Raw genomic sequence first — 18663 nt, forward strand, 5'->3', positions numbered from 1 at the left:
CAGGGCCATATTTCAAGGAGACGCCTACAACAATAAGGACGCGCTCCATGCACATTGCAGACAGGATTTTCGTGGTCAGCGGCGCCGCCTCGGGGCTGGGTGCGGCGACCGCCACCATGCTCGCCCACGGCGGCGCCAATGTGGTGCTGGTGGACCTCAACGCCGACGCCGTCGCCGCCCAGGCCCACGCATTGGGCGACCGCGCCCGCCATGCCGTGGCCGACATCCGCCGCGAGGACCAGGCCCAGGCCGCCGTGCAACTGGCGGTCAGCACCTTCGGTGGCCTGCACGGGCTGGTCAACTGCGCAGGCGTGGTCACCGGCGAGAAGATCCTGGGCAAGCAAGGCCCCCACGCCCTGGACAGTTTCAGCCGCCTGCTGGACATCAACGTGGTTGGCAGCTTCAACCTGATGCGCCTGGCCGCCGCTGCCATGGCCGAGACCGAACCGGGGGAGGACGGCGAGCGCGGCATCATCATCAACACCGCCTCCATCGCCGCCTACGATGGCCAGATCGGCCAGGCCGCCTACGCCGCCTCCAAGGGCGCCATCGTCAGCATGACCCTGCCGGCCGCCCGCGAACTGGCCCGCTTCGGCATCCGTGTGATGACCATCGCCCCCGGCATTTTCGAAACGCCGATGATGGCCGGCATGAGCGACGAGGTGCGCGCCTCTCTGGCCGCCGGCGTGCCGTTCCCGCCGCGCCTCGGGCTGCCGGCCGAATACGCAGCGCTGGTGCGCCATATCGTCGAGAACCGCCTGCTCAACGGCGAAGTCATCCGCCTGGACGGCGCCCTGCGCATGGCCGCCAAATGAAGGAGTCCGTCATGAACCACGATCCCGTCGTTATCGTCAGCGCCGTGCGCACGCCCATGGGCGGCCTGCAGGGCGACTTGAAAAGCCTGACCGCGCCGCAGTTGGGCGCCGAAGCGATCCGCGCCGCCGTGTCCCGAGCCACTTTGGACGGCGAGGCGGTGGACCAGGTGTTGATGGGCTGCGTACTGCCCGCAGGCCTGGGCCAGGCGCCCGCGCGCCAAGCCGCGTTGGGCGCCGGGCTGGCCAAAGGCACGCCCTGCACCACCCTGAATAAAATGTGCGGCTCGGGCATGCAGGCCGTAATCCTGGGCCACGATCAGTTGCTGGCCGGCAGCACCAGCGTGGTGGTGGCCGGCGGCATGGAAAGCATGTCCAACGCCCCCTACCTGCTGGACAAGGCCCGCTGCGGTTACCGCATGGGCCATGGCCGGGTGCTGGACCACATGTTCCTCGACGGCCTGGAAGACGCCTACGAACCGGGCCGGCTGATGGGCACCTTCGCCGAGGACTGTGCCCAGGCCAACGGCTTCAGCCGCCAGCAGCAGGATGACTTCGCCATCGCCTCGTTGACCCGTGCCCAGCAGGCCATCACCCAGGGCCTGTTCAAGGACGAGATCGTGCCGCTGACGGTGACGGCCGGCAAAGAGTCGCGCCTGATCAGCGACGATGAACAGCCGCCCAAGGCGCGCCTGGACAAGATCCCGGGCCTCAAGCCGGCCTTTCGCGATGGCGGTACCGTGACCGCAGCCAATTCGAGCTCCATCTCCGACGGCGCCGCAGCCCTGGTACTGATGCGCCAGAGTGAGGCGGTGAAACGGGGCCTCGTGCCCCTGGCGATCATCCACGGCCACGCCGATTTCGCCGACACCCCGGCGCTGTTCCCCACGGCCCCCATCGGCGCCATCCAGCAACTGCTCAAGCGCACCGGCTGGGCGCTGCCCAGCGTCGACCTGTTCGAGATCAACGAAGCCTTCGCCGTGGTCACCCTGGCTGCCATGCAGGCGCTGGACCTGCCCCACGCCAAGGTCAACGTGCACGGCGGCGCCTGCGCCCTGGGCCACCCAATCGGCGCCTCGGGCGCACGCATCCTGGTGACCCTGATTCACGCCCTGCGCCAACGTCGCCTCTCGCGCGGCATCGCCGCCATCTGCATCGGCGGCGGCGAAGCCACGGCCGTTGCCATTGAATGCCTGGATTAAGGAGCGCCCATGCTAGCCAATCAAGAGCAACGCCAGATCAGCGACGCCGCGCGCCAGTTCGCCCAGGAGCGCCTGCGCCCGTTCTCGGCCCAGTGGGACCGCGACCACACCTTCCCCCGCGAAGCCCTGGCCGAAATGGCCGAACTGGGTTTTTTCGGCATGCTGGTGCCGGAGCAGTGGGGCGGTTGCGACACCGGCTACCTGGCCTACGCCATGGCCCTGGAGGAAATCGCCGCCGGTGACGGCGCCTGCTCTACCATCATGAGCGTGCACAACTCGGTGGGTTGCGTGCCCATCCTCACCTTCGGCACCGAGGCGCAAAAGGCTCAGTATCTTGAACCGCTGGCCACCGGTGCCATGCTGGGCGCCTTCGCCCTCACCGAGGCCCAGGCCGGCTCCGACGCCAGCAACCTGCGCACCCGCGCGCGTCGCGACGGCGACCATTACGTGATCAACGGCAGCAAGCAGTTCATCACCTCGGGCAGCAACGCCGGCATGACCATCGTTTTCGCCGTCACCGACCCCGAGGCGGGCAAGCGCGGCATCAGCGCCTTCATCGTGCCCACCGATACCCCCGGCTACCAGGTGGTGCGCGTCGAGGAAAAACTCGGTCTGCATGCCTCTGACACCTGCCAGCTGGTGTTCGACGACATGCGCGTACCGGCCGCCAACCTGCTGGGCGCTGAAGGGCAGGGGTACAAGATCGCCCTGGCCAACCTTGAAGGTGGCCGCATCGGCATTGCCGCCCAGGCCGTGGGCATGGCCCGCGCCGCCTTCGAGGCTGCCCGTGACTATGCCCGCGAGCGCACCAGCTTCGGCCAGCCGCTGATCGAGCATCAGGCCGTGGCCTTCCGCCTGGCCGACATGCACACCCAGATCAGCGTGGCGCGGCAAATGGTCTACCACGCCGCCGCCCTGCGCGACGCCGGGCAGCCCGCCTTGGTGGAGGCGTCCATGGCCAAGCTTTTCGCCTCGGAAATGGCCGAAAAGGTCTGTTCGGACGCGTTGCAGACCTTGGGTGGGTATGGTTACCTCAACGACTTCCCGCTGGAACGGATTTATCGCGACGTGCGCATTTGCCAGATCTACGAAGGCACCAGCGATATCCAGCGGATGGTGATTGCCCGCAATTTATAAGACGGAGAACGCTACGATGGCGTATCAAACCCTGCTGCTGGAAACCCGTGGCCGTGTCGGCCTGATCACCCTCAACCGGCCCGAGGCGCTCAACGCGCTCAACGCCCAGTTGATCGGTGAACTGAACCAGGCCCTCGACGCCCTGGACGCCGACCGCGAGGTAGGTTGCATCGTCATCACCGGCTCGGCCAAGGCCTTTGCCGCTGGCGCCGACATCAAGGAAATGGCCGAGCGCACCTACCCGCAGATCTACCTGGACGACCTGTTCAGCGAAACCGACCGCATCGCCAACCGCCGCAAGCCAATGATCGCCGCCGTGGCCGGCTTCGCCTTGGGCGGCGGCTGCGAGTTGGCGCTGATGTGCGACTTCATCCTGGCCGCCGACACCGCCAAGTTCGGCCAGCCGGAAATCAAGCTGGGTGTGCTGCCGGGCATGGGCGGCACCCAGCGCCTGACCCGCGCGGTGGGCAAGGCCAAGGCCATGGAGCTGTGCCTCACCGGGCGCCTGATGGACGCGGTGGAAGCGGAGCGGGCGGGCATCGTGGCGCGCATCGTGCCGGCCGACAAACTGCTGGAAGAGGCCCTGGCCACGGCGGTGCAGATTGCTGCCAAGTCGCTGCCGGTGGCGATGATGGTGAAGGAGAGCGTCAACCGCGCCTTTGAGGTCAGCCTCAGTGAGGGGGTACGGTTTGAGCGCCGGGTGTTCCATGCGGCGTTTGCCACTGAAGATCAGAAGGAAGGCATGGCTGCCTTTATTGCCAAGCGTGAGGCGCGGTTCAAAGGCCGTTAACGCTGTCCCCATTTAGCCGCTGCCGAAGGCTGCGCTGGCCCTGTGCCTCACTGAAGATTTTCAGGGTTCCCACCGGCCAGCGCAGCCGGGCGGCAGCGGCTACAGGTGTACAAACCTGAGTTTTTGTTAATTTGACGCCAGAATGATGGCACATCACCATCGCGCCCTTTGAAAATGTAAGCAATTGTAAAAAATTGCGATACACCGCTTAGGGACGATTCTGCAATGTGGTCAAGGACGCCTTTCACCCGGCTGATGCTTTCTGTGTGCCTGGCCATCACCATGCCCCTGGCCCATGCAGCCACGCCCAACCCCGGCGACCAGGACCTGATCCGCGACCGCCAGGACCGTCTGCTGCAAGAACAGCGCAAACGCCTGGATGATCTGCAGAACCTGCCCGCGCCCACCCCTGCGCCCGCTGCCCCGGCCACACCTGCCACCACCCGTTGTTTCCGCATCGACACCATTGAGCTCAAGGGCGCCGACCATCTGCCCGACGGCCCCGCGCTGGTCAAACCCTATCAAGGCCAGTGCCTGGGTGTGGCCCAGCTCAACGAAGTGCTCAAGGTGATCACCGACCGCTACATCGCCCTGGGCCTGGTCACCAGCCGCGCCTACCTGCCGCCGCAGGACCTGTCCAAGGGGCACCTGGTGGTGCAGGTCATCGAAGGCCACCTGCAAAGCCTCCAGCCGGGGCAGGGCAGCGGCCTGTCCCAGCGCGAGCTGAACATGGGCTTCCCCGGCCGCCCCGGCGAGGTGCTCAACCTGCGCGAAGTGGAGCAATTGGTCGACCAGCTCAACCGCCTGCCGTCCAACCAGGCGCAGATGGCCCTGGTGCCCGGCCAGACTGTGGGCAGCACCGACGTGCAGGTCAACAACGCCCCGCAAAAGCCTTGGCGGGCGTCGGTGAACAGCAGCAACTCGGGCCAGAAGAGCACCGGCGAGCAACAGTGGGGCACGCGCCTGGACTGGGACAACCCCTTGGGCCTGGCCGACCAGTTGAGCCTCAACGGCGGCCAGGACGCCCACCCCGACGACCAGCACAACAGCCACAACGCAGGCCTGAGCTACAACCTGCCCTGGGGCTGGTGGAACTTCACCTACAGCTACAACCACAGCACCTACCGCGACCTGACCCAGGCCAATGGCTTCGACTTCAAGCAAAACGGCGACAGCGCCACCCACCAGTTCAAGGCCGAACGCGTGGTGTACCGCGACGCCCTGAGCAAGACCTCGCTGAGCATGGGCCTGTCGCACCTGGCCACCAACAACTACATCGCCGGCAGCCGCCTGGACAACAGCAGCAACCGCATCACCGAGCTGCAATACGGCATCAACCACGGCCGGCGCATCGGCGGCGCGTTCCTCAACCTGGACCTGGGCCTGCAGCAAGGTATCGGCGCCCTCGACGCCCAGGGCGACCATGACCCCGGCCCCGCCGACCCCACCGCGCGCTACCGCAAGTACACCGCCACGGCCAGCTACCTGCTGCCGTTCAAGCTGTGGGGCGAGTCGTTCAGTTTCACCAGCCTGGCCACCGGGCAGCACAGCGAAGACGTGCTGTTCAGCCCCCAGCGCATGAGCCTGGGCGGCGAGTCGTCGATCCGCGGCTACAAGGACCAGACCCTGACCGGCGACAACGGGGGCTACTGGCGCAACGACCTGCGCTGGAGCCGCCCGGTGGTGTGGGCCTGGGTGCAACCGGTGTTCAGCGAATACGGCAGCGACATCGGCTATGACCAGGGTGTGATCAGCGACAGCAAACACGCCGGCGACCAGCACGGCCGGGTGTCCAGTGATTCGCTGGAGCTGTTTGCCCGCGGCCAGCACCTGACGCTGAGCGTCACCCTGGCCCACTCGCTGCAGCGCCCGGCGGCGTTCAGCGACAGCGAAGCCCCCGTGTATTTCCGCCTCGAATTCCTCCTTTAAAACGCTTGCGAGACCTGAACATGGACGTACGCCAACTGGCCTTCCTGGCCCGCCAGCCTTCGGCTGCCATTCAACCTCGCGAGCGTTTCTGGGGCATCTCCAAACGCGGCCTGGCCTTCGTGCTGGCCAACGCCCTGTTCTGGCAGCCACTGTGGGCGCAGGCCGGCGGCCTTGCGGTCAGCGGGCAGGGCACCACCACCACGGCCGCGGCCAACGGCGTGCCCATCGTCAACATTGCCGCGCCCAACGCCAGCGGCCTGTCGCACAATCAGTTCAGCGACTACAACGTCGGCAGCCAAGGGCTGATCCTCAACAACGCCACCAGCAGCACCCAGAGTACCCAACTGGGCGGCATCATCCTGGGCAACAGCAACCTCAAGGGCCAGGCGGCCAGCACCATCCTCAACGAGGTCACCGGCAACAACCGCAGCCAGCTCAACGGCTACACCGAGGTGGCCGGCCAGGCCGCCCACGTGATCGTCGCCAACCCCTACGGCATCACCTGCGATGGCTGCGGCTTCATCAACACCCCCAAGGCGACCCTGACCACCGGCAAGCCGGTGCTGGACGCCAGCGGCAAGCTGGACCACTACCAGGTCGACGGCGGTGACGTGGCCATTGACGGCGCGGGCATCAACGCCGGCAACGTCGACAGCTTCGAGGTGATCACCCGTTCGGCGCGCATCAACGCGCAGATCAATGCCAACCAACTGACCGTGATCGCCGGTCGCAACGACGTTGACGCCGGCACCTTGAAAGCCACGGCGCGCGCCGATGACGGCAGCGCCAAACCCAACCTGGCCATCGACTCCACCGCCCTGGGCGGCATGTATGCCGGCGCCATCAAACTGGTAGGCACCGAGCAGGGCGTGGGTGTGAACCTGGCCGGCAACCTGGCGGCCAGCGCCGGTGATATCGAGCTGGACGCCAACGGCCAGCTCAACGTGGCCCAGGTGGCGGCCAGCGGGGCGGTCAAAGCCACTGCCCAAAGCATCACCACCCACGGCCCGGTCTACGCCGGTAGCCATCTGGACGCGACCACCACGGGCGACCTCAACAACAGCCAGAACCTGGCCGCTCGCGACGCCATCACCCTGAGCAGCGGCGGCCAGCTGAGCAACAGCGGCATCATCGAAGCCGGGGTCAACAGCGATAACAGCCGCAACAGCAGCGGCGATGTCAGCCTCAGCGCGCAGACGGTCAGCAACACCGGCAATGTCATTGCCAGCCGCCAATTGACTACCCAGGCCAATCTGCTGGACAACCAGGGCGGCGCGATCAGCGCGGCCCAGGCGCAGCTCAAGGGCGGTAGCCTGAACAACAGCCACGGCCAGCTGAAAACCCAGGGCGACCTGACGGTGGCGCTGACCGGCGACCTCACTAACACCAGCGGCCTGTTCAGCAGCGAATGCCTGCTGACCGCCAGCGCCGCCAGCCTGTCCAACCGCCTGGGCAGCCTGTCCAGCGCTGGCCAGCTGAGCCTGACCACCACGGGCACCGTCGACAACCAGGGCGGCAAGCTGTTCAGCAACAGCGCCCTGACCCTGGACCTCAACCACGGCACCCTGGGCAACCAGAGCGGCCTGATCACCGCCCCCGTGCTGGTACTGAAGAATGTCGGCGCGGTGGACAACAGCAGCGGCGAAATCTCCAGCGCCCAAACCTTCGATTTCAGCGCCGACAGCCTGACCAACGACAACGGCAAACTGCTTTCCAATCAAGCCCTGAGCGTCACCGTCAACCAGGCCCTGAGCAACCTCAACGGCACCATCGCCGCCGCCAGCCTGCACGTGCAAGCGGCCAGCCTGAACAACGCCGGTGGCACCCTGAACAGCCAGGGCGACCTCACGCTGAACGTCAGCGGCCAACTGACCAACAACAACCTGGGCCTGATCAACGCCGACGGCACCCTGGCCATCAACGCCGCTGGCATCGACAACAGCGCCGGCGGCAACCTGCTGGGCAGCGCCATCGCCCTGGACTTCGGCGCCGCCACCGGCGAGCTCAATAACGCCAGCGGCCTGATCACCACCACTGGCCAGCTGACCGTCAGCCACCTGCGCGACCTCAACAACCAGAACGGCGAATTGTCCAGCAGCCAAAGCCTCACCCTGGCCGGCCGTACCCTGGACAACACCGGCGGCAAGCTGATCAGCGACAACCTGCTGGTGCTTAACGCCAACAGCCTGCTTAACCCCGGCGGCCTGGTGTCCGGCTGGCAAGGCGTGACCGTCACGGCGGGCAGCCTGGACAACCGCAACAGCGGTACCGTCTCCAGCCGTTACGGCGACGTTACCGTCACGGTGCAGGGCGACCTGCTCAACGGCAACAATGGCGCGCTGGTCAGCCAGGGCGCGCTCAACGTCAGTGCCGACAACCTCGACAACAGCGCCGGCATTCTCTCCAGCGCCGCCGGCCTGACCCTGCAAGCCATCAGCCTGACCAACAACGCCGGCTCCATCGCCGCGCAAAACGCCTTCACCTTCACCGGCACCACCTTCGACAACAGCAACGGCAGCGTCACCAGCAACGGCGCTGGCACCCTCAACCTGCTGGGCGTGCTGACCAACACCAACGGCAAGCTCGCCACCGGCGCCGACCTGCTGATCCAGGGCGCCACCCAGGTCAACAACCAGCACGGCCAACTGGCCAGCCAAACCCTGCTGACCCTGCTGACCGCCGGCCTGGACAACAGCAACAGCGGCACGATCGCCGCCAACGACGCCCTGACCCTAACCGCCACCGGCGCGGTGCAAAACAACGCCGACGGCCTGATCTACAGTCAGAACGCCGACCTCAACCTCAGCGCCGCCAGCCTGGCCAACAGCCGCGGCACCCTGCAAAGCCAGACCGCGCTGACCGTCACCACCAGCGGCGACATCGACAACCAGAGCGGTACCCTCCTGGCGCAAACCGGCGACCTGACGATAAACGCCGTCAACCTAGACAGCCGCGGTGGCACCCTCGGCAGCCAGCAGGGTGCCTTCACCGCGCAACTCACCGGCGCCCTGAAAAACGGCTACGACCTGACCAACGCCAGCCAGAAGGGCAGCGTGCAGGCGCAAAGCCTGACCATCACCAGCGCCAGCCTGGACAACGACGGCGGCCGCATCGCCGCGCAAACCGGCGACGCGGTGATCAGCACCGGCGACTTCAACAACCAGAACGGCGGCCTGTACGCCACCGGCAAGGTCAAGGTCACCGCCCACGACTTCGACAACAGCGGCGCGGCCGACGGCCAGATCGGCGGCCAGCAGATCGACCTCAGCCTCAGCGGCGCGCTCAACAACGAAAACGGCCTGGTTGAGAGCGACAGCACCCTGAGCATCACCGCGGCCAGCATCGACAACCAGGCCGGCCAGTTGCGCGCCCTGGGCACCAGCGGCAGCACGCTGTTCAACGTCAGCGGCCTGCTGAACAACAGCAACGGCACCCTGGAAACCGCCAACCAGAACCTCACCCTCAACCTGGGCAGTTTCAGCAACGTGGGTGGCAGCCTGCTGCACGTGGGCACGGGGACGTTCGGCATCGCCACGGCCAACCTGTCCGATGTAGGCGGCAGCGTGGTCACCAACGGCAGCCTGACCATCGACGCCGACAACTGGACCAACAGCAGCGTCATCCAGGCAGGCGACCTGACCGTCAACGTCGCTGGCCTGACCCAGACCGGCAGCGGCCAGTTACTGGGCAGCAGCCACTTCACCGGCACCGGCAGCAACTGGAACAACGATGGCCTGATCGCCAGTAACGGTGCCCTGGGGCTGACCCTTGGCGGCACTTACGGCGGCAACGGGCGCCTGACCAGTGTCGGCGACCTGAACCTGAGTGCTGCCCAGGTCAGCCTGGGCAGCGCGGCCAGCATCGAGGGCGGCGCGGATGCGACGCTGAACGTCAGTGGCCAGCTGAGCAACGCCGGGCGCCTGAACTCGGCAGCTGCACTCACCGTCACCGCGGGCGGCGTCGACAACGAAGGTACCTTTGGCAGCGGCACCGGCCTGATCCTGACCACCGGCGCCCTGAGCAACAACCAGGGGCTGATCTTCAGCGGCGGTGACATGAGCCTGCGCGTGGCGTCGCTGAACAACAGTTACGCCAACATCTACAGCCTGGGCAACCTGAGCATCGACCGCGACGGGCAGGGCGGCTTGACCGACAGCATCGTCAACAGCTCGTCGACGATTCAGAGCGACGGCAACATGACCCTCAACGTCAGCACGCTGGACAACCAGCGCGCGGTGTTGGTGGTGGATGATGCGGGCAAGTACACCGCTGAGATCGTCGAGGTCAGTTGCTACAAGTACCTGAACAACTCAATTGCCGACTGCGACGGCAAACAGAATTACGTTTACGAAATCACCGAGCGTGACAAGCTGGCCGTGACCGCCAGCAGCGCGGCCTCTTCGATTTCTGCCGGTGGCAACCTCAACATCGTCGCCGGCCAAGTCAACAATGCCAGCAGCACCATCAGTGCTGGCCAGAACCTGTCAGTCAGTGCCGACAGCCTGACCAACCAAGGTGTTATCCCCACTGACACGCAAACCTTCAGGGTATTCGAGACCGAGCGCGAAGACGGTAATGGCCGTTGGAGCGGTCCAGCCGCCCAGTTCACGCAAAAGTACTGGATCGACAGCTCCGGCTACAATCCGGCCGACCTCAGCGGCCTTGACGCAGCCCTCAGCCGCTTCATCGCCTCCACTCAAAACGAGCTGACGCAGTACGCGCAAACCACGCAACTGTCCACCGGCGACCAAAGCTACGCCGCCGTCATCCAGGCCGGTGGCGCCGTCAACATCACCACCCAGAACAACTTCGACAGCAGCGTGGTACGCGCCGGCTACGACTACGTAGGCGCCGGCACCCGCACCGACACCACGGCCGCAGGCACCGCCTACTCCACCCGCGTGTCGCTCAACGCCCAACTGCCACCTGACCTTGCGCAAAAAGAAGTCGACCCCCTGAGCCTGCCCGGCTTCAGCCTGCCCACCGGCCAGAACGGCCTGTTCCGCCTCAGCGGCACCAGCACCGGCACCGCCACCGGCAGCAGCACCAACTGGACCATCAGCGGCACCACCCAGGCAAACAGCGGCAGCGGCGACACCACCATCGCCCGCGTCCAGGGCGTACCCGACACCAGCGCCCAATCGCAACCGCAGAAATACCTGATCGAAACCAACCCCGCGCTCACCAACCTCAAGCAATTCATGAGCTCGGACTACATGCTGTCCGCCCTGGGCTACAATCCCGACGACAGCGAAAAGCGCCTGGGTGACGGCCTCTACGAACAAACCCTGGTCGACCAGGCCATCGTCGCCAAAACCGGTGCCCGCTACATCGACGGCCAAACCAGCGACGCCGGCCAGTTCCAGTACCTAATGGACAACGGCATCGCCGCCCAGCAGTCACTGAACCTGACCGTAGGCACCGCCCTGACCAGCGAACAGGTCGCCGCCCTGACCCACGACATCGTCTGGATGCAAAGCGAAGTCGTCGACGGCCAGACCGTGCTGGTGCCCGTGCTGTACCTGGCCAACGCCAACAACCGCCTGGCCCCGGACGGCGCCCTGGTGCAAGGCACCGACGTCAGCGTCATCGCCGGCAGCGACCTGAGCAACGCCGGCACCCTCAAGGCCACCGGCAGCCTGTCGGCCATCGCCGGCAACAACCTGACCAACACCGGCGTAGTGCAGGCCGACAGCCGCCTGGACCTGCTGGCCGGCAACAACCTGACCAACAGCGCCGGCGGCATCATCGCCGGGCGCGACGTAAGCCTGACCGCCGTCAGCGGCGACGTGACCAACGAGCGCACCGTCACCAGCCACCAAAGCGCCCTGGGCTCGGCCACCGAACGCACCGACTTCGTCGACAGCGCCGCGCGGGTCGAGGCGGCGGGCAGCCTGACCATCAATGCCGGGCAGGACGTCAACAACACCGGCGGCGTGCTGAGCAGCGGCACCACCACCAGCATCACGGCGACGCGCGACGTCAACATCACGGCTGCGCAGGCGGTGGACAGCAGCACGCGGACCAGTAAACACACACGCTCCACCACCACGCAGAACAGCGCCACGGTGACGGCGGGGACGGACCTGAGCATCAGCGCCGGGCAGGATCTGACGGCTACGGCCAGTCAGTTGACGGCGGGGGGGAATGTGGCGCTGACGGCCACGGACAACCTGAGCTTGAGCTCGGCGGCGGATGAGACGCATAGCTATAGCAAGACGCATAAGGTGACGTCGCAGCAGGATCATGTGGCGCAGGTGGGGACAACGGTTGCGGCCGGAGGCAGTGCCACGCTGCAGGCTGGGCAGGACGTAACGCTGACCTCCAGCAACGTGACGGCGGGTACTGATGCGTACGTGTATGCGGGGGACAAGCTGCAATTGCTGGCTGCCCAGAACAGCGATTACTCGCTGTATGACATGAAGAAGAGCGGCAGTTGGGGCAGTAAGAAAACCCAGCATGACGAGACGACCCAGGTCACCAATGTGGGGAGCGCGGTTACCAGTGGGGGTGATCTGACGCTGGCCAGTAACAGTGATCAGCTGTATCAGGCGGCGAAGCTCAATAGCGGGAATGACCTGACCATCAGCAGTGGTGGGGCGGTGACGTTTGAAGGCGTTAAAGACCTTCATCAGGAGACGCATACCAAGAGCAGCACCAGCCTTTCGTGGAACACCATGAAAGGCAAGGGCAGTACAGACGAGACCCTGCAGCAAACCGAGATGACAGCCAAGGGCAAGACCGTGATCAATGCGGTCAACGGGCTGAATATTGATGTGAAACAGATCAATAAGGAAACGGTTAGCCAGGTCATCGACACCATGGTGAAGGCGGATCCTAGCCTGAGCTGGTTGAAGGATGCCGAGGCGCGGGGGGATGTGAATTGGCAGCAGGTTAAAGAGCTGCATGACTCGTTCAAGTACAGCAGTTCGAGCCTTGGTGAAGGGGCGATGCTGGCGATTGTGATCTTGGTCACAGTGCTCACTGCAGGGGCGGCGAGTGGTGAGGTTGGGATGCTGGCCGGCGCGGAAGCAGGCAGTGGATCGGCGATGGCCGCTGCGACCACCAGCGCTGAGCTTGCGCAAGGCATTGCTTACACTGCGGCAGGGTGGGGCAACGTCGCAGCCACGGCGGCAATCACTTCCTTGGCAAGTAGTGCAACCGTCAACCTGATTAACGATAAAGGAAATCTGGGAAGCACGCTGGGGGACACTTTCAGCTCCAGCAACCTCAAGAGCGTGGCGATTTCATCGCTCGCAGCGGGAGCAACCAGCTACGTCGATGCGAAGTACTTTACCGCCGCAGATGGGGCGTCGAGCGGGGGCTCGAAGGTCATCACGACAGGGGTCCAAAACCCCGGCTATTCGACGGCGATGCTTAATGGAAGTGATTTGGAGCAAACGCTGCTTCGCAGTGGCTCCAATGCGTTGATCAGTGCGGGCATTACTACGGCCATTGGTGGTGGAAGCTTTACCAGCAACCTGGCGAGTGCAGCGACAAGCGAAGCCATTGATCTTGGGGCTGCGGAGGCTAACAAGGCGATCGGTGACCTGAAGCCGGCCTTCTCGGAAAAGGTAGTGCTGCACGCATTGTTGGGTGGATTGATCTCGGAAGCCAAAGGCGGTGATTTCGAGAGCGGTGTGATCGCTGGTGGAGCTGCGGAAGGGCTTACGCCAATTGTAAACGCTTTGTTGGCGACCTATGTCAGTGATGAATTTGCACCGGGCGAATTAAGTACTCAGGGATCTCAAGACAAAGTCGCTACAGCACAGATTATCGGTCTGGTCGCTGCTGCGGCCTCAGGCGGTAAGGCTTCCACCGGTAGTTTGATTGGGGGGGCCTCAGAGAAATATAACAACCAGGCCCATGAGGCAGAGCGAGAAGACGTAGAGCGCAGGAAAGAAATGGGGCTTCCCCCCACTCTTCAGGAGGAGGAAGACCTCGGGATAGTGGATGTTCCAAAAATATTGCAAGGTCCTTCACTTGGTGGGATTTCTCTTGCCGGTGCTCTTTCTAGGGTCTTAGGTTTTGGTACGAAATCTGGAGTACCAGATGCCAGCTTTACTCCAAATCCAGACATCACGTCTCCATATGTTCGCCCTCAAGGTGCAGGTCCAAACTCCGCACAAAGGGCATCGGTTCAAGGCCTGCCTTGTGTGGATTGCGGAGCTGTTTCCAGTAACCAAGTCGCAGATCACATTGATCCGCTTGTCGTACAGTATTATCGTGATGGGGCTGTCGACGTCGCTGCCCAGAAAAGCGTTGAGGCTGTGCAGCCTCACTGCCCAGCGTGCTCCGCTGCCCAAGGTGGTCAGCTAAGTGCTTTTAGCAGGGCAATGAAAAAATATTTAGGTCTACAATGATGAATACTGAAGCTGAAGCTGCTCAAAGAGACATATGTCGGAAGTATGGTGCCGAGTTTACTGTATGCAGGGATGAATTAAAGTTAGGCGTCTCGTTGAGTTTGAAAGAAGGCGTGAGGCCAATTCATGGGATGAGAGTGAACCCTACACAGGGAACGAGTGGCTGGTATGTTTGGGCTGGTGAATATTCTGAGTCAGCTGATTTCTTTAAACCACTGCATGCGGGTCACATTGCTGACTGGGAACCTTTGGTGCGCCCGTATCTCGGCCTCCCCCCTGGTTGGCGGTTCCTAATAGCAGAAAATTATGAGGACGTTTGGTATGACGATGGATTAGCTCTTTGAGTTTGCATGGGGAAATTCTTTTCTCGACGACTGGGAGTCGTGGGTGGGAAGAGCGAAAGGGGCAGATTTGAATCGTGCTGCCGTCACATATTTTAGAGCGGCAATTCTCTCGCATCTTCCCCTTGCCCTGGTGACCGGGATGATGCTGTCCGGAGGTGAGAAGCGGGAGCTTTCTGCTTGTGATGGACGCGTATCTGATAGACACCAGAGACTAAAGTAAATCATGCGACTGAGAACCATTGAGTCAGCCTTGGTTGATAGGCTTGGATGCGCTACTGGTGAGAAGCGAAGGGATGCCGTGAGGGTTGCATGCGAACTCGCATTGCAGATTGCGTCTGTTGATGCGCTGCCAATAGGTGCCCTAGTTGCCCAATTGACGGCAGGCACGAAATTTACCCCAGAGCAATTGGCTGGCTTGCGGGGGCTGATTGACGCCCTGGATGGAAATTACTTTTCCTCGCAGGAGGTGGGCGATGAAAATAGCGATAGCGCCGCTGTGGCAACATTTAGTCAGGCTCGGGCGATTTCGGCATTGTTTTATGCTGGTGGCGTCCAAACATTTACAGCGATAACAGAGGCGATCTACGAGGCTGGTTTAGCTGTTGACGATCCTCAGTATGTTTTTGATGCCGTCCGCGCTGCCCTTTCAGAGCCGTACGCTTTGTAGGAAAAGAGAAGTCGCAGGGACTGCATGGGATGCGCCAAGCTTTACTACGCCGGAATATCGCATACGGCGCATAATGTGCTGCCGTCAGGCGCCGTGTCTAAACGGCGCCATCGTATCTTCATCCTTGATGCAGCTTAGTGAGGAAGATGGGCACGTACTGCCAGATCGACACCCAGCGCTTTCATCACCGTCAGCAATGTTTTCAACGTGGGGTTGCCATGCCGCTGAAGGAGCGGTACAGCTGTTCGCGTGATAGCCCTGTCTGTCCGCCAGTTCGGTCATTCCCTTGGCGCGGGCTACCACTCCCAGCGCTTTAGCCACATAGGCCGAGTCTCCGGTTTCCAAGGCATCACTCATGAACTCGGCGATCGTCGCTGGGCTTGTGAGGTACGTGGCTGGGTCGTAGTCAGTAAAGGTTTCAGTCATTTGCGTTCTCCATATTTGCAATCTCTCCCCGCAGTCAGCCACTGACGAAAAACCTGTAGCCGCTGCCGCCAGGCTGCGCTGGCCCGGGCATGCACCGGCGATCTCCAGCGGGGCACAGGCCCAGCGCAGCCTGGCGGCAGCGGCTACATCAGGCCAGCATCGCCCCGGCCCGTCCCCACATGGCCGCCACCACCTCATGGGTCAACCAGTACCGCAGCGCCCGGTTCTCGGGAATGTTGTGATGCACCAGCATGGTGTAGGCCCCCGACTCGCTGATCAGGGCTTTTTCCTCCCGACGGCCGGCGTGTTCCAGGCAGGCGTCCAGGCGTTGGTCATCATCGAGTTTTTCCAGGATGCGCGGGCTCAGGTGCACGCCCATCAGGCGGCCCAGGTCCTGGGCGCAGAACCAGATCTGGCGGTTGTGGGCGACGGCGCGCAGGGCGCGGTTGTGGCGAATGAAGAGGGTGGGTTGCAGGATGTGCATGGGGTGGCTCCGTAGCTGGTGGAGCCGCCAGACGTCGTCGCTAAACGAAGGGTGGCGGCTGTGTGCGGGTTAGCGAACCGAGGCTACGAACCCGGCAGGCCCGGGGGCCTCCCACACACAGCCGCCATAACGCGGGGTGGCATGATAGCCAATTCCCGAGATGTGGGGCTGCGGTTTTCGTAAGCATTCCGGTCGCTAAACCGGGTCGCTATTGTGTGGCGACGGAGGAAGACTAGGCGGGTGCAGGGAGGGCTACAACCCCCGTATTTCGGGGCTTTTTGGGTGGGTAGGGAAACCTTGCGGGGGCGGTTTTCCCGGCTGGGTTGGGCTGTGGCCGGGTGGGCCAGCGCAGCCTACGGCAGCGGCTACGGATTCCTACAGAAGGATCGGAAAGGGACTACGTGATGGTGGGGTTTTTCTTTCGGCTAACGGGGGGCTGGCCTACGCAAACGCCAGAAAGCACTGAGGGGCGCCGAAGCGCCCCTCAAGGTCTTGTTGCTTGCTCTTTTTTTATTATTGAGGGGCGGCCTGTTGTTGTTTTTGGCGACCGTGACCCTTTACCGCTTTTCGTGTGACCCACATCCTGGGTCAAGAGCAAACGTATTTTTTTGAGCGCTGATTCGCCTGTCACCGGTACGTGGCTGCCTTGGGGCAGTTTTGTTGTTCTGTGTACGGTGTGGGGCAAGCCCCAGTGGCGCATCCTCTCCAAAAAAATCTGTTAGCTTCGCCTCTGCCGCGATTGTTCTTGTTATGCCAGAGCCGTTACGTGTTGTTTTTATTGGGTACTGCTGTTTTATTGTTTTTGTTGTACGAGAGATATAGCAGGTCCCGTGCCAACTTTTCAAAACCCAATGAATCCGGGGCTTTCGCCGTTTTCAGGAATTTTTCACCGGGTTTTCACAACCCAAGGTGTTTCCCTGTTACCCGTTTTGTGGGGAAAAGTGCGGGTGAGGTGACACTTTGTCGCACCCCTGTGGGTGGTGTCAAATCCGGCCGACCTGTAGCCGCTGCCGACAGGCTGCGCTGGCCGGTGTGAACCCTGCGGATTTTCAGTGTGGCATGGGGCCGGCGCAGCCTGGCGGCAGCGGCTACGGGGGAGGGAATCGCAGAAAGCACTGAGGGGCGCCGAAGCGCCCCTCAAGGTCATGTTGCTTGCTCTTTTTTTATTATTGAGGGGCGGCCTGTTGTTGTTTTTGGTGGCCGTGACCCTTACCGCTGTTTCGTGTGACCCACATCCTGGGTCAAGAGCAAACGTATTTTTTTGAGCGCTGATTCGCCTGTCACCGGTACGTCGCTGCCTTGGGGCAGTTTTATTGTTCTGTGTACGGTGTGGGGCAAGCCCCGGTGGCGCGTCTTCTCCAAAAAAATCTGTTAGCTTCGCCTCTGCCGCGTTTGTTCTTGTTATGCCAGAGCCGTTACGTGTTGTTTTTATTGGGTGGTACTGAGTTTTTTGTTTTTGTTGTGCAAGAGATATAGCAGGTGCCGTGCCAACTTTTGCAAAGCCCCGTAAATCAAGGGTTTGCCCGTTTTCCGCCCCTCTGGAACGGCCCGAATGACGGAAAAAGTGTTCCCCTGATACTCGTCCGTCACCCCTGCGGTAACACACTGTCCCCACACCCGCGCGCCCGTGCTACCCGTGAGCCATTGGCGCGGCCCAGTTGCTGGCTGATGCGCTGGCCCACGGCGACCACGGCGTCCAGGTCGATGCCGGTGTGGATGCCCATGCCATGCAACAGGTACAGCACATCCTCGGTGGCCACGTTACCGCTGGCGCCTTTGGCGTAGGGGCAGCCGCCCAGGCCGGCGACGGAGCTGTCGAACACGCTGATGCCTTCCAGCAGCGCTGCGTAGACATTGGCCAGGGCCTGGCCGTAGGTGTCGTGGAAGTGCCCGGCCAATTGTGCGCGCGGCACCACGGCGGCCACGGTGTCGAACAGGGTGCGGGTGGCGCCGGGTGTGCCGGTGCCGATGGTGTCACCCAGCGATACTTCGCGGCAGCCCATGGCATGCAGTTCGCCCGCCACCGCAGCCACTTGGGCGGGGGCGATGGCGCCTTCATAAGGGCAGCCCAGCACGCAGGACACATAGCCGCGCACCGGGATGCCGGCGGCCTGGGCGGCGGCCATCACCGGGGCGAAGCGCGCCAGGCTGTCGCTGATGCTGCAGTTGATGTTGCGCCGGGAAAACGCTTCGGAGGCGGCGGCGAACACGGCCACCTCGCTGACGCCCGCGGCGAGGGCGGCTTCAAAACCCTGCAGATTGGGGGTCAGCGCCCCATAGGTCACACCGGCGCGGCGGGTGATACCGGCGAACACTTCACCAGAGCCGGCCATCTGCGGCACCCATTTGGGCGAGACAAAGCTGCCGGCTTCTATGTAGCTGAAACCGCACGCCGTCAGCTCGTCAACCAACTGCACCTTGGCAGCGACGTCGATGGGGCGTGCCTCGTTCTGCAGGCCATCGCGGGGGCCGACCTCGACCAGGCGGACGGCGTGGGGCAGGGCCATGG

The 18663-nt window shown here is 63.3% G+C and carries 10 protein-coding genes and 1 pseudogene; 8 read left to right on the forward strand and 3 right to left on the reverse strand.

Features of this window, described 5'->3' with window-relative positions; translation table 11 throughout:
• Positions 1 to 47: 47 nt before the first annotated feature.
• The 8 genes from ACZ9GA_RS06915 to ACZ9GA_RS06950 all read left to right on the forward strand — a co-directional run bounded on the left by ACZ9GA_RS06915 (position 48) and on the right by ACZ9GA_RS06950 (position 15244).
• Positions 48 to 815, forward strand: coding sequence for an SDR family NAD(P)-dependent oxidoreductase (locus ACZ9GA_RS06915; RefSeq protein ID WP_457363377.1), 768 nt, complete (start codon positions 48 to 50; stop codon positions 813 to 815).
• 11 nt (positions 816 to 826) lie between these two features.
• On the forward strand, positions 827 to 2014 hold the full coding sequence (locus tag ACZ9GA_RS06920) for an acetyl-CoA C-acyltransferase (protein WP_457363376.1): 1188 nt from the start codon (positions 827 to 829) through the stop codon (positions 2012 to 2014).
• 9 nt (positions 2015 to 2023) lie between these two features.
• Entirely contained in the window at positions 2024 to 3151 is a 1128-nt protein-coding gene (locus ACZ9GA_RS06925) for an acyl-CoA dehydrogenase (RefSeq protein WP_457363375.1), read from the forward strand.
• Positions 3152 to 3167: 16 nt separating this feature from the next.
• A complete protein-coding gene (locus ACZ9GA_RS06930) occupies positions 3168 to 3941 on the forward strand; it encodes an enoyl-CoA hydratase (RefSeq protein ID WP_027979469.1) in 774 nt (257 codons plus the stop codon).
• 225 nt (positions 3942 to 4166) lie between these two features.
• Entirely contained in the window at positions 4167 to 5870 is a 1704-nt protein-coding gene (locus tag ACZ9GA_RS06935) for a ShlB/FhaC/HecB family hemolysin secretion/activation protein (protein WP_457363374.1), read from the forward strand.
• Positions 5871 to 5890: 20 nt separating this feature from the next.
• Positions 5891 to 14233: a two-partner secretion domain-containing protein gene (locus ACZ9GA_RS06940; RefSeq protein ID WP_457363373.1), complete on the forward strand. Its 8343-nt coding sequence runs from the start codon at positions 5891 to 5893 to the stop codon at positions 14231 to 14233.
• Entirely contained in the window at positions 14233 to 14577 is a 345-nt protein-coding gene (locus ACZ9GA_RS06945) for an immunity protein Imm33 domain-containing protein (protein WP_476226450.1), read from the forward strand. Before ACZ9GA_RS06940 ends, ACZ9GA_RS06945 begins: the two co-directional genes overlap by 1 nt.
• A gap of 223 nt (positions 14578 to 14800) precedes the next feature.
• Positions 14801 to 15244: a hypothetical protein gene (locus ACZ9GA_RS06950; protein WP_457363371.1), complete on the forward strand. Its 444-nt coding sequence runs from the start codon at positions 14801 to 14803 to the stop codon at positions 15242 to 15244.
• Positions 15245 to 15378: 134 nt separating this feature from the next.
• On the opposite strand, the pseudogene ACZ9GA_RS06955 reads toward ACZ9GA_RS06950, so the two are convergent.
• The 3 genes and pseudogenes from ACZ9GA_RS06955 to ACZ9GA_RS06965 all read right to left on the reverse strand — a co-directional run bounded on the left by ACZ9GA_RS06955 (position 15379) and on the right by ACZ9GA_RS06965 (position 18661).
• Positions 15379 to 15670: pseudogene (locus ACZ9GA_RS06955) on the reverse strand (addiction module antidote protein).
• A gap of 148 nt (positions 15671 to 15818) precedes the next feature.
• The gene (locus ACZ9GA_RS06960; RefSeq protein WP_457363370.1) at positions 15819 to 16154 is read right to left on the reverse strand and encodes a BRO-N domain-containing protein; all 336 of its coding nucleotides are present in this window, start codon (positions 16152 to 16154) and stop codon (positions 15819 to 15821) included.
• Positions 16155 to 17740: 1586 nt separating this feature from the next.
• Entirely contained in the window at positions 17741 to 18661 is a 921-nt protein-coding gene (locus tag ACZ9GA_RS06965) for a hydroxymethylglutaryl-CoA lyase (RefSeq protein WP_457363369.1), read from the reverse strand.
• Positions 18662 to 18663 lie beyond the last annotated feature (2 nt).

It is taken from the genome of Pseudomonas sp. TE3644, from assembly GCF_056278815.1.

Bases quoted from the DNA above. Each gene is read 5' to 3' on its own strand.
- ACZ9GA_RS06915 (WP_457363377.1), top strand. From the start codon at position 48: ATGCACATTGCAGACAGGATTTTCGTGGTCAGCGGCGCCGCCTCGGGG.
- ACZ9GA_RS06920 (WP_457363376.1), top strand. From the start codon at position 827: ATGAACCACGATCCCGTCGTTATCGTCAGCGCCGTGCGCACGCCCATG.
- ACZ9GA_RS06925 (WP_457363375.1), top strand. From the start codon at position 2,024: ATGCTAGCCAATCAAGAGCAACGCCAGATCAGCGACGCCGCGCGCCAG.
- ACZ9GA_RS06930 (WP_027979469.1), top strand. From the start codon at position 3,168: ATGGCGTATCAAACCCTGCTGCTGGAAACCCGTGGCCGTGTCGGCCTG.
- ACZ9GA_RS06935 (WP_457363374.1), top strand. From the start codon at position 4,167: ATGTGGTCAAGGACGCCTTTCACCCGGCTGATGCTTTCTGTGTGCCTG.
- ACZ9GA_RS06940 (WP_457363373.1), top strand. From the start codon at position 5,891: ATGGACGTACGCCAACTGGCCTTCCTGGCCCGCCAGCCTTCGGCTGCC.
- ACZ9GA_RS06945 (WP_476226450.1), top strand. From the start codon at position 14,233: ATGAATACTGAAGCTGAAGCTGCTCAAAGAGACATATGTCGGAAGTAT.
- ACZ9GA_RS06950 (WP_457363371.1), top strand. From the start codon at position 14,801: ATGCGACTGAGAACCATTGAGTCAGCCTTGGTTGATAGGCTTGGATGC.
- ACZ9GA_RS06960 (WP_457363370.1), bottom strand. From the start codon at position 16,154: ATGCACATCCTGCAACCCACCCTCTTCATTCGCCACAACCGCGCCCTG.
- ACZ9GA_RS06965 (WP_457363369.1), bottom strand. From the start codon at position 18,661: ATGGCCCTGCCCCACGCCGTCCGCCTGGTCGAGGTCGGCCCCCGCGAT.